This is a genomic window from Mesorhizobium sp. P3_A10 (genome assembly GCF_056403175.1).
In genome coordinates this window covers 371,920-383,924 of record NZ_JBFUFZ010000003.1, presented here as the reverse complement: position 1 = coordinate 383,924, position 12,005 = coordinate 371,920, and the positions used below count along the sequence as shown (strand labels likewise).

General features: G+C 63.7%; 7 protein-coding genes. 5 read left to right on the top strand and 2 right to left on the bottom strand.

Going from position 1 to position 12,005, the window contains the following annotated elements; translation table 11 throughout:
- Nucleotides 1-1,374 carry an MlaD family protein gene (locus AC1DXU_RS14780; RefSeq protein ID WP_477369538.1) on the top strand — a complete coding sequence of 458 codons (1,374 nt, stop codon included), beginning with the start codon at nucleotides 1-3 and terminating at the stop codon, nucleotides 1,372-1,374.
- Nucleotides 1,375-1,453: 79 nt separating this feature from the next.
- Nucleotides 1,454-2,062: an ABC-type transport auxiliary lipoprotein family protein gene (locus AC1DXU_RS14775; protein WP_477369536.1), complete on the top strand. Its 609-nt coding sequence runs from the start codon at nucleotides 1,454-1,456 to the stop codon at nucleotides 2,060-2,062.
- A 123-nt stretch (nucleotides 2,063-2,185) separates the two neighbouring features.
- Here AC1DXU_RS14775 and AC1DXU_RS14770 read toward each other — a convergent pair whose 3' ends face one another.
- Nucleotides 2,186-8,164: a kinesin gene (locus tag AC1DXU_RS14770; RefSeq protein WP_477369534.1), complete on the bottom strand. Its 5,979-nt coding sequence runs from the start codon at nucleotides 8,162-8,164 to the stop codon at nucleotides 2,186-2,188.
- Nucleotides 8,165-8,495: 331 nt separating this feature from the next.
- Here AC1DXU_RS14770 and AC1DXU_RS14765 point away from each other — a divergent pair, with 331 nt between their 5' ends.
- The 3 genes from AC1DXU_RS14765 (at nucleotide 8,496) to AC1DXU_RS14755 (ending at nucleotide 10,367) form a co-directional block, all read left to right on the top strand.
- Entirely contained in the window at nucleotides 8,496-8,834 is a 339-nt protein-coding gene (locus tag AC1DXU_RS14765) for an Hpt domain-containing protein (RefSeq protein ID WP_477317749.1), read from the top strand.
- Nucleotides 8,835-8,936: 102 nt separating this feature from the next.
- Nucleotides 8,937-9,257 (top strand): 2Fe-2S iron-sulfur cluster-binding protein, encoded by a 321-nt coding sequence (locus AC1DXU_RS14760; protein ID WP_477243009.1) that lies wholly within the window; start codon nucleotides 8,937-8,939, stop codon nucleotides 9,255-9,257.
- Between the two features lie 81 nt (nucleotides 9,258-9,338).
- Nucleotides 9,339-10,367: an NAD(P)/FAD-dependent oxidoreductase gene (locus tag AC1DXU_RS14755; RefSeq protein WP_477369532.1), complete on the top strand. Its 1,029-nt coding sequence runs from the start codon at nucleotides 9,339-9,341 to the stop codon at nucleotides 10,365-10,367.
- Nucleotides 10,368-10,377: 10 nt separating this feature from the next.
- Here the strand turns inward: AC1DXU_RS14755 and AC1DXU_RS14750 are convergent, their stop codons facing one another.
- Complete coding sequence (locus AC1DXU_RS14750; RefSeq protein ID WP_477369530.1) at nucleotides 10,378-11,859, bottom strand: MDR family MFS transporter; 1,482 nt, start codon at nucleotides 11,857-11,859, stop codon at nucleotides 10,378-10,380.
- Between the last annotated feature and the right edge of the window lie 146 nt (nucleotides 11,860-12,005).

The window sequence follows — 12,005 nt, the reverse complement described above, 5'->3', positions numbered from 1 at the left end:
ATGGAAACCCGAGCCAACTACGTCATTGTCGGCATCTTCACCCTGGCTGCGATCCTGGCGGCCTTCGCCTTCGTCTATTGGACCGCCCAGATCGGCGATCGGGGCGAGACGGCGGAGTTGCGCGTGCGCATTCAGGGATCGGCTTCCGGCCTCGGCCCCGGCAGTCTGGTGCTGTTCAACGGCGTCAAGGTCGGCGTGGTCAAGCGCGTCTTTTTCGACCGTAACGATCCGAATGCCGCCATCGCCACCACCGAGATCGACAAGACAACGCCGCTTACCAAATCGACGCAGGCCGATATCGGCATCGCCAGCCTTGCGGGCCAGGTCAACATCGAACTGAAGGGCGCCGATCCCAAGGAGCCGAACCTGCTTGAAGAGGCGGAAAAGGAAGGCAGGATCGCCGAGATCGTCGCCAACCCCTCGGCCGTCAACAATCTCCTGCAGACGGCACAGAACATCTTCACCCGTGCCGACAAGGTGCTTTCCGATCTCGAAGGTTTCACCAAGGATGTGCGCGGGCCGCTGACCCAGACCGTCAAGAACGCCCAGACATTCTCGGATGCTTTGGCCAAGAATGCCGACGGCATTGACAAGTTCCTGTCGAGCGTCAGCGCGCTGGCCGACGAACTGAAGGGGGTTTCCGGCAAGCTCGACGGCACGCTGAAGGCCGCCGAAAGCCTGCTCAATGCCGTCGACAAGGACCAGATCAAGAGCATCGTCGCCAATGTGAACACCGTAACCGCCAATCTGAAGGAGACCAGCGGGCAGCTCGACGGCGTGATCAAGAACGTTGATACCGCCGTAGGCTCGGTCAATGATTTCGCCAAACAGACGCAAGGCACGCTGGCCAAGGTTGACGGCGTTCTCGACGGCATCGATCCGGCGCAGGTGCGCACGGCGCTCGCCAACATCCAGAAAGCCAGCGAAAGCGCCGACAAAGCCGCCGCCGACATCGCCAAGGTGACCGGCAAGTTCGCCGACCGTGCCGACGATATCGACGAGACCATCAAGGACGCCAAGCAGCTGGCGCAGCGCCTCAACGATGCCTCGGTGCGCGTCGATGGCATCCTTGCCAGGGTCGACACGCTGTTGGGCTCCGGCCAGGCGGATGGCGTGATGGCTGACGCAAGGGACACGCTGAAGTCGTTCAAGCAGGTCGCCGACACGCTGAACGCCCGCCTCGGCGTCATCACCGACAATCTGGCGCGGTTCTCCGGCCAGGGGCTCTCGAATGTCGAGGCGCTGGTCCAGGACAGCCGTCGTTCGATCAGCCGCATTGAAGAGGCGGTGACCGACCTCAGCCGCAATCCGCAGCGGATCCTGTCCGGTGGCGACGGCGAGGTTCGGCAATATGACGGCAGGGTGCGGCGTTGACTTCGGCTCCCGCCCGCCCCAAGAACATGAGCTGCGAGTGCGGGTTGATCTTACGATCCGGGGACAACGGGGATCGCGCGTGAAGTCGGTGTGGGTGAGAACAGGCGGGTTGACATCGGCTGCGGCATTGCTTGCGCTGACGCTTGCCGGTTGCGCGGCGCTCGGCGGCAAGCCTGCCCCTCTGGACACGTTCGAGCTTTCTGCGCCATCGCTCGATGCGCGTGGCCACAGCCGTCGCCAGATACTCATTGCCCAGCCGTCGGCGCTCAAGGCGCTGGACAGCCAGAACATCGTCATCAAGCCGTCGGACCGCTCGATCCAGTATCTCAAGGGCGCGCAATGGGCCGACCGGCTGCCGCTGATCGTGCAGGCGCGGCTGGCCGAGACCTTTCAGCGCTCGGGCAGCTTTGCCGGCGTCGGCAAGCCCGGCGAGGGGCTGGCCATCGACTATCAGGTGATCGTCGAGATCCGCTCCTTCGAGGTCCGGGTCGACGGCGGCGACCACGCCGAGGTCGACCTGTTCGTGCGCCTGTTGAACGACCGCAACGGCGAGGTCCGCGCCTCGAAGAGTTTTACCGCAAGCGCGCCTGTCTCGGGCAGCGGCAACCCGGCCTATGTCGCCGCGCTCGACAGCGCCTTCGGCGACGCGGCCAAGCAGATCGTCCGCTGGACGGATTCGTTGATCTGAGCAGCCGCAGTTGCCGAGCGCCGCCAGGAAGGCAATTCGCCTCCCGATGTCAGGCCAAGATGGAAATCGGAAATGAAAAAAGGCGGGCCAAGGCCCGCCTTTTTGCTTTCGGCTACCGGCTGATCAATGCAACCGGCCGCTGGCGTGCGCCAGCATGGTGTAGACCTTGCCGGTGTCCGACGTCAGGTAGGTCTGCGCCATGATGTTGTCACGGTCGTTGCGCGACACGTCCTTGAGCAGCTTCTCGAAATCGTCGCAGTAGCGGTCGACGGCAGCGCGGAACTCCGCCTCCGACTGATACTTGCGGCGAATTTCATCAAACGTCTGCTGGCCCTTCAGCGTGTAGAGGCGCCGCGTGAACACGTCACGCTCGCCGCGCCGGTAGCGGTTCCAGAGCTCGATCGAAGCATCGTGATCGATGGCCCGCGCAATATCGACGGACAGCGAGTTGAGCGACTCCATGACATGCAGCGGCGAGCGCTGGGCGGGAGCCGAGCGTGGTGCTTCCGCCGGTGCGGCGGGCCGGGCGTCTTCCTCGCGCGAAGCCCCGGTCAGGAGATCGCGCACCCAGCCGCCTTGCGGCGTACGGGCATTTTGATCGCGCTGGCGCTGGGCCGTCTCGGTCGGGCGCTCGAGGTCGAGCGTGCCGCGCAGTGCGGTGCCGCCCAACGGTGCCTGAGGCGCCGGACGCTCCGCTTGCGGCTGCGGCGGCGCCGGAGGACGGCGCTGCGGCTCGGCGGGGCGTTGAACAGGGGCTTGCGGCGCCGGACGCAGGTTGCGCTGCTCGGAATTGTCGTTTCCGCGGCCCGATTTCGCAACTATATCCGAAAGTTCCTTCAGCGCGTTGATCTGCTCGGCAACGGCGCGACGGATGGCAGAGGTCGATTCCTTGGCCTCTTCCGGCATCTCGATGACGCCCTTCTTGAGTTCGGCGCGGGTAAGGTCGAGCTCGCTCTTGATCGAGCCGGCCGTGCGCCGGATCTCCTCGGTGGCCTGGGCGAAGCGCGTTGTCGCCGAATCGACGACCTCGGAAATGGCGGTCCGAATCTTTTCCGCCGATTCCATGGTTCTGCCTTCGGCGTTCTGCATCGTCTGGCCGACCAGGCTCTCGAACGAACGCATGACCTTTTCGAGATCCTCCGACTTCTTGACCAGGCCGACGGCGAGGTCCTCAAGCGACGACTGCCGCTCGAGCGTATGTTCGAGGTTGCTCTGCGCCGAGCTCAACAGGTCCGAAGCGCTGGACAGCAAGCGGCTGTGCTCGTCGAACTTGGTGGCGATCGAGGCGACCTCGCGCAAGGTCGACGACGACAGTTCGGTAAGCCGTGTCGTGTTCGAATCGACCAGGCGTGCCGAGCTGGCAAAGGTCTGCGCGGCCTTTTCCGTTGTTGCGGCAAAGCTCTGTGTGCTGCCGCTCAGTCGTTCGTCGACCTGACCCAGATTGACCGCGGCCTGCTCGATGAGCTCACCGAGCTGCGAGCTGGAGGTGGACATGCGGCCGATGAGATCGGCGACACTGTCGGAGAGCGACGAGCGCGCGCCTTCGACGGCCGACAAGGTTTCGGCCGTACGGCTGGCGAGCGCGTTGACGAGGGCGGCGTTTTCGCTGCGCAGCCTTTCGGTCGCACGTTCGGTGACCTCTTCCATGCTCTTTTGCAGTTCCGAGCCGCCCTGGGCAAAACGTTCGACCAGCGGCCGCGCCGTTTCGTCGAGGATTTTTGCCATCTCGGCGGAACGCGACGCGAGCATGGTGTTGAGCTCGCGGGTGTTGGCGCCGATGGTCTTGGCGGCATCGTTGGTGCTCTGGCCGATATGCTGGCCGACCGCGGTGAAGGTTTCCGCGATCACATTGGCGCGCGAAACCAGCTGAGCCTCGGCGCCCGAAACCTGCTCGTTGAGCCTCTGGCCCATCGTCTCGGTGGTGTAGGCGAGGCGGTTTTCGACGCTGGCGATCTGCTCCTCGACACGGGCGGCCGCAGCAGCGGCGCTCGAGGCAAGGCGCTCGTCGGCGCCGGCCAGCGCCTGTTCGATCTCGCGGGCGTGGACGGCCAGTTCCTGACCGGTCTGGCGTGCACGGTCGGCAACCCTCTGCTCGGTGCTGGCAAAGGCGCCGACAATGGTCTCGGCGTGCCCACCGATCGCGCTGCTGCTGTCGGCGATGCGCGACACCAGGCGCTGGTCCGCATCGTCGAAGATGCGGGCGATTTCGGATGCACGCGACGACAGCGCTTCCGAACCTTCGGCGATGCGCGAGAGCAGGTGCTGGTCGGCGGCATCGAAGATGCGGCCGAGATCCGACGCGCGTGACGCCAGCGCCTCGGCCGACTCGCCGATGCGCATGCTCAGCCGCTGGTCGGCGCCTTCGAAATTGCGCAGGATGTCACCGGCGCGTGCGGCCAGCGACTGCGCCGTCTCGACGGCACGGGCAACCAGCTTCTGGTCCGCCGCGTCGAAGGTGCCGGCGATTTCGCCGGCGCGGGCGGCCAACTGCTCGGCCGTCGCCTCGGCGCGAGCCAGCAACGTGTTGTGCGTGTCGTCATGCCGGGCAAGCAGCGCGCTCGACGTGTCCTCGGCACGTGCATGCAGACGGCGATCCGCCTCCTCGAAGGTGCGGGCGATGTCCTCGGCCCTGGCCAGCAGGGCCGCCGAAGTCTGCTCGGCGCGTTCGGCGATCTTGCGGTCGGCATCGCTGAAGGCCGCACCCGCCTGCTCGTGCAGAGCGCTGGTGACTTCCATGACCTTCTCGCGCAAGGCGCCGGCGACGAAGACGGCACTTTTCTCAAGCACGCTGCGGACATTGTCGACACCCACCGACAGCGCACGCTCCATGGTTCCGGCGCGCTCCTCGATGATGCCGGTCTGCCGGCTGAATGCCTGCTCGATCTTCTCGACATCCGCGGCGATTGCAGCCGAGATATCGGTGCTCCTGGAAGCAATCTGGTCGATATGCCCGGACAGGGAAAGGTCGACGTCCTTGCGCGTATCGGCGAGTTTGCCGAGGTCTTCTTCCAGGGCACGGGTCAGCATGTTGCGGCCTTCGGCCAGCTTGCCGACATGTCCGGCGATAATGTCGTCGACCTCGCTGCGGCTCGCCGCAAGCTTCTGCATATCGGCCTCGAGCGCGCGCCTGAGGATGTCGCGGCCCTCGGCCAGCTTCTCGACCTGGCCAGCGACCAGCCCGTCAATGCTGGAACGGCTCTCCGCCAGTTTGGCGAGATCGTCCTCGAGCGCCTTTGACAGTGTCGAACGATCCTGGACGAGCCTTTCGCTGTGGCCTTGGAGGAGGCCGTTGACGTTTTCCAGATCGGCTTCCAGCACCCGTGCGAACTCAGAACGGTTTTCGGTCAGCTTCTGCGACTGGTCGGCGATGGTGCCCTTGATCATGTTCAGATCGGCTTCCAGCGCACGCCTGAGAATGTCGCGGCCCTCGGCCAGCTTTTCGACCTGGCCAGCGACCAGCCCGTCGATGCTGGAGCGGCTTTCCGCCAGCTTGGCGAGATCGTCTTCGAGCGCCTTTGACAGGGTCGAGCGATCCTGAGCAAGCCTGTTCATATGGTCGGAGACAATGCTGTTCACGCCCTGCAGGTCGGTTTCCAACGCGCGTGAAAGCTGGCTGCGATCCTCGGCCAGTTTTTCAGACTGGCTGGCGAGGGTGCTCTTGATCGTATTCAGATCGGCTTCGAGCGCGCGCTTGAGGATGTCGCGGCCCTCGGCCAGCTTCTCGACCTGTCCAGCGACCAGCCCGTCGATGCTCGACCGGCCTTCCGCCAGCTTGGCAAGGTCGGCTTCGAGTGTCTGCGACAGCAGGCTGCGGTCGTCGGCGAGCCTGGTCGAATGACCTTCGATCAGATTGCGTATGCCCGACAGATCGCTCTCCAGCGCTCTGCTGAGCTCGGTCCGGTCTTCGGCCAGTTTCGCCGAATGATTCTCGATCACGCCCTTGATGCCGATAATGTCGCTTTCCAGCGCCTTGGTCAGAATGGCGCGGCCTTCGGCGATCTTCTCGACCTGGCTGGCGACCAGACCGTCGACACTGGCGCGGCTGTCGGCCAGCTTGCCGAGATCGGCCTCGAGAGCGCGCGAAAGAATGTTGCGGCCTTCGGCAAGCTTGCCGACATGGCCGGCAACCATTTCGTCAATGATCGTACGGGCTTGCACCAGTTTTCCGGAGTCCTCATTCAAGGCCTGGGACAGCCGGTTGCGGCCGTCTTCGAGCCGCTCGAGATGGCTGCCGAGCGAAGCGTCGATGGCGGCGCGCGACTCGTTGACCTTGCGCAGATCCTCTTCGAGAGCGCGCGAGATCAGGTTGCGGCCTTCGGCCAGCTTCTGAACCTGGTTGGTCACGGCTGCGTCGATCCCGGCGCGGCCTTCGGCGAACTTCGCCAGATCGGCCTCCATTGCCACCGCCATGCGGTCCCGGCTTTCGGAAAGCTTGCGGCTGTGGTTTTCGACCGCCTCCTCGATGCCGACGCGGGCATCGGCAAGCCGCTGGATATCGGTGTCGAAGGAACGCGACACGACATGACGGGCCGCTTCCATGCGGCCGGCGAAATCGCTGGCACGGGCTTCGAGCATCGACGAGGTCGACGAGACGATGTCGGCCATGTCGGCGCCGATCTGGGTCTTGCCCTGATCGATCATCGCCGACAGCGTGTCCTTGCTCTCCGCGAATGTGTGCGCGATCTCACGCGCGCGCTCAACCAAGGTCTCGTTGATCTGGCGTGCGCGGGCTTCGAGAGCGGCATTGAGTTTCTGCGTGCCGGTGTCCAGTGCCTCGGCGCGGGTCTGGAATTCGCTGATCAGCGCCTGGCCGCGCTCGGCCAGCGTCCGTTCGATGCCGTTGAGGCTGGCTTCGAATTCGGAATTGAGCGTGCGCGCGGCACCGCCGAGCAGCGACACCATGCCGGTGGTGCGGTCGTCGAGCAGGTCGGTCAGCGACCGGGTGAGACCGTCGGTCGTGTCCGTCAGCTTGGCAATGCGCGTATCGAGAAGGCTGGCGAAGGCCTCGCCGGAGGTCGACAGCCGGTCGGTGATCGAATCGAGCCGGCCTTCGACGGAATCGAAGATCGACATCGAGCTTTCGTTGATCCTGTCGATCAGCGTGTCGCCGGAATTGGTGATCGTCATCGACAATTTGGTCGATGCGTTGAGGATCGAGTCGCGAATGATGTCGCTGGCAGCTCCGATTTCATCCTTCAGCGTCTCATGGGCGCCGGTGATCGAGGCGCGCACCCGCTCGGCGTGGGTGACAACGGCTTCGCGCTCGCTGCCGAGCCCGTCGACGAGCGAACGGATGCGGGATTCGTTCTCCGAATAGGAGCGTTCGATCTGGTTGACTTCGCTGTGGACCAGGGTTTCGAGCTCGACGGCACGCGCCAGCGTGCGTTCGATGCCTTCACCCATGGCCGCCACCTCGCGGCGAACAGCCTGCCCGACCATCATGACACGATCCTGAGCGAGGTTTTCCGGCTCGGCCAGGCGGAAGGCCACTTCGGTCATCGACTGGGCGGCAATGCGCATTTCCTGCGCGCGCCGGATCATCGCCGCGAATGCCCAGAACAGGATGATGGGGACGATCGCCGCGACCGCCAGCCCGATCAGCTCGGGGCGGGCGAGAAACTGGTCAAGCGTGCGGATTTTCCAGATGCTGGACCCGAACAGAAGATTGGCCAGGCCGCCGGCGCCGGCAATCCAGGCCAGCGAAACGAATGCCACGACCCAGTAGATCGTGTTCGAGGCGCGGCGATTGAGGGTATGCAGAAGCGACTTGTAGTCTTTTTGACGGTCGTCATTGGCTGGTGCGAAACCGGCCGGCTGCGAGCTGTTGCGGGTTTCCACAGGGCGCAATTCGGCCGGCTTGGCCTTGGCGGCAGGTTTTGCGTTCTGGCTCTGAATGGGGGCAGGGGCGGCGGGTTGCGGGCTGCGGCCTTCGCGCGCCAATTCGTCCGCGGCTTGCGATATCTGCGCTTCCAGGTCTTCCATCGACGCGGCGATATCGAGGTCGCCGCCACCGTCTGCGCTTAGATCCAGATCGAGTGCTTTTTCGAGTTCCCTGGCTACGTCGCTGTCAAGCGTTCTGGTCGTCGTTGGTTTCTTCGCCATGCCTTCGCTACCCTGTACTAGCTGCCGCGGGACTTTTTTGGTTTGGCCTGATTCTGGCTTGTCTTATCCCATGCAGGAGGCTGAAAATGGACCCCTCGTATCGTAATGACACACAGGGGTAAAGAAAACCTGCATTCCGCGAGATACGTAAAACTTTAAATATAAGGTTAACAAGAACGTGATTTCGCGGCCTCTACGGCAACAATTTTCCGGGCCATTCATTAACGCGATAGCTACGGAAATCGCCTAGGTTTTCGAGCGATCGATGGTTTGGGCGATCGAGACAAGGAGTTTCAAATTGGTACGCGGCGAAAGCGGCATTGCCTTTTCAATGCCCGGCGGCGATGTGTCGGGAACGGGTCGCTCGCGGCCGGTCGACCTGACCCATCTTGCACGTCAGACGATGGGTGACCGGGGCCTCGAGCAGGAAGTGCTGGCGCTGTTCGTACAGCAGGCGCTTTCCGTCCGCGACAAGATAGTCGACGCCGACGTGCGGGAACGGCTGCTTCTGGCGCATGGGCTGAAGGGCTCGGCGCGAGGGGTCGGAGCCTTCGCCATCGCCGACTGCGCAACCGACATCGAACGTCAGCCCGAAGACGTCAGAACCCTCAAGCGTCTTGGCACTTTGATCGAGGAAGTGCGCGATTTCATCGCCGCCATCAGTCGCTGAAATCGGTTTTCCCTAAAAAACGTCACGCAGCGCCGCTTTCTCGCGACAGTTGACTTGTCTGCCGGAGTGATTATCTCGGCTGGAACTCCCTTCAGGTGACAAATGACCAAGCTGACCTTCATCGCCCATGACGGCACTCATTTCGACGTCGATGCCGAAAACGGCTCGACCGTCATGGAAAACGCAATTCGCCATGCGGTGCCGGGCATCGAGGCCGAATGCGGCGGCGCCTGTGCCTGCGCGACCTGCCATGTCTATGTCGACGAGGCATGGACGGCCGAGGTCGGCGAGCCGGAAGCGATGGAGGAAGACATGCTGGACTTCGCCTACGACGTCCAGCCGAACTCACGGCTGTCGTGCCAGATCAAGGTGCGCGACGCTCTCGACGGCCTGCTTGTACGCGTGCCCGCCCGCCAGGGCTGAGCCGGCTTTTTTTCTGCTGCAGCTTGGCAGCAGGCCCATGGTCATGCAGTGTCGCGCGGTTTCCGCATCGAGGCGCATCGCATGACCGATATTATCAAGACGGACGTACTGATTGTCGGGGCAGGGCCTGTCGGCCTGTTCGCCGTGTTCGAACTCGGCCTCTTCGACATGAAGTGCCATCTGATCGATATTCTCGATCGACCCGGCGGACAATGCGCCGAACTCTATCCGGAAAAGCCGATCTACGACATTCCCGGCTGGCCGCTGATCACGGCGCAGGGCCTGGTTGACAAGCTGCTCGAGCAGATCCACCCGTTCAAGCCGGACTTCACCTACAACCGTATGGTCTCCAGCCTTGAAAAGCTCGAGGACGGCAGCTTTCGTGTCTCCACCGACGAGAACGAGGTGTTTGAGGCCAAGGTGGTGGTGATTGCCGCCGGCGGCGGCTCTTTCCAGCCCAAGCGGCCGCCCATTCCGGGCATCGAACCCTACGAGGGCAAAAGCGTCTTCTATTCGGTGCGCCGCATGGAGGATTTCCGCGGCCATGATCTCGTCATCGTCGGCGGCGGCGATTCAGCGCTCGACTGGACGCTGAACCTGCAACCGGTGGCAAAGAGCGTGACGCTGGTGCACCGTCGCCCGGAATTCCGCGCCGCGCCTGATAGCGTCAACAAGATGTACGCCATGCAGGAGTTGAAGGAACTGGATTTTCAGGTCGGCCAGGTGACCGGGCTGACCGGTGCCGACGGCCAGCTCGCTTCGGCAATCATCAAGGGACCTGACGGCGATGTCGAAGTGCCTTGCACGCGCATGCTGCCGTTCTTCGGCCTGACGATGAAGCTCGGGCCAATCGCCGAATGGGGGCTCAATCTCCACGAGAACCTGATCCCGGTCGATACCGAGAAATTCCAGACCTCGGTGCCCGGCATTTTTGCCGTCGGAGACATCAACTGGTATCCCGGCAAGCTGAAGCTGATCCTGTCGGGCTTCCATGAGGTGGCGCTGATGGCGCAGGCCGCCAAGCGCATCATCAGCCCTGGCGAGCGCATCGTATTCCAGTACACAACGTCGTCGACCAGCCTGCAGAAGAAGCTCGGCGTCCACGATTGAAGGCGGGACCTTATTCCGCCAGGATCGGAGCCGCGGTCTCGTCATTGCCGCGCAGCACTTTTTCCGGCATCAGCGCGAGCATCACCAGCGCCAGGACCAGCGTCGCTGCGGCGGCCAGAAAGATCATCACGAATGGCAGTCCCGATATGACCTGCCCGGCGGCCGGCGTGCCTTCGCCGGCAAGCGGCAGGCCGTAGCCCAGGGCGACGGCGCCGAGCATGGCGACGCCGAGCGCGCTGCCCAGCGAGCGAAGGAACGTCAGCACGCCGGTGGCGACACCGAGATGCATGCGGTCGACGGCGTTCTGAACCGAGACCGTGACCACGGGAAAAGTTGTTCCCGAGCCCAGCCCGATGCAGATGGTCAGCACTTCGACCAGCACGAGCGAGGCATGTTCGGCGACAAGGCTGAGCAAGCCCAGGCACAGTATGGCGAATGTCACTCCCACCATCGCGATCCGCTTGTAGTGGACGAAGCGCGGGATCGTGCGGCCGCTGAATGTCGCACCGGCCACGGTGCCGAGCAGCAGCCCCAGCATGGCGATGCCCGACTGGCTCACCGACAAACCGACAATCGATTGCAGATAGACAGGCAGATAGACCGCAAGGCCGATATTGGCGGCCTGCAGCATGAACATCGAAAGCGTACCGGCCCGAACAATCGGATTGCCAAGCACTTCGAGCGAGATTAGCGGTTCGGCCGCGCGCAGCAGGCGCAGCGCAAAGGCGACCCAGAAAACCGCCGAACAGGCAACGAGCCCAAGGATTTCGCGCGACGCCCAGGGATAGGTGCTGCCGCCCCAGTTCAGCGCCAGCAACAGCAGCGCCGTTGCCACGACCAGAAGCACCGCGCCGAGGCCGTCGATGCTATGATGCTTTGCCGCGATCGGCAGTTTCTTCAACGGCTTGTTGATGATTGCCATCGCCGCAAGGCCGAGCGGAATGTTGATCCAGAAGATCAGCGACCAGTGCAAATGTTCGGCAAAGGTGCCGCCAAGCAGCGGTCCGGCGATGCTGGCGACAGCCCATGTACCGGCGATCCAGGCCGCATAGCGCGCCCGCTCGCGCGGCGGCACGAGGTCGCCGATAACGGTCTGCGCCAGGGCAAACAGCCCGCCGCCGCCGGCGCCCTGGATGGCCCGGCCGATGACCAGGACCAGCATGTTGGGCGCCATGGCGCTGACCAGCGATCCCAGGAGAAAGATCAGGATTGCCGCATAGACCGTCGGCCGCCGCCCGTAGACATCGGAAATCTTGCCGTAGAGCGGCGCCACGGCGGTGGCGGTCAAGAGGTAGCCGGTGACGATCCATGGCAGATATTCGGCATGGCCGAGCGCCCGCCCGATCGTCGGCATGGCCGGCGAGACGATGGTCTGGTCAAGGGCTGCCAAAAGCATCGACAACAGCACGCCAGCGATGATGGCGTTTTTCTCGCTTTCGCTCAGCGGCGTGCCGGCTTCCACCATCGTTTGCTTGTCGACAGCCTGGTCCATGCTGGGTCGTCCATGTGCTTGCGGGCGCTTCCTAAGGCCGCTGGCCGGGCCGATCGGGTGCGTCTGCCGCGTCGATTGATTGCATCTCGTGCTCTGGAGATCGCGCCCTCGCGACCCCGACATATATCGTCCCGTATAGGCCAATT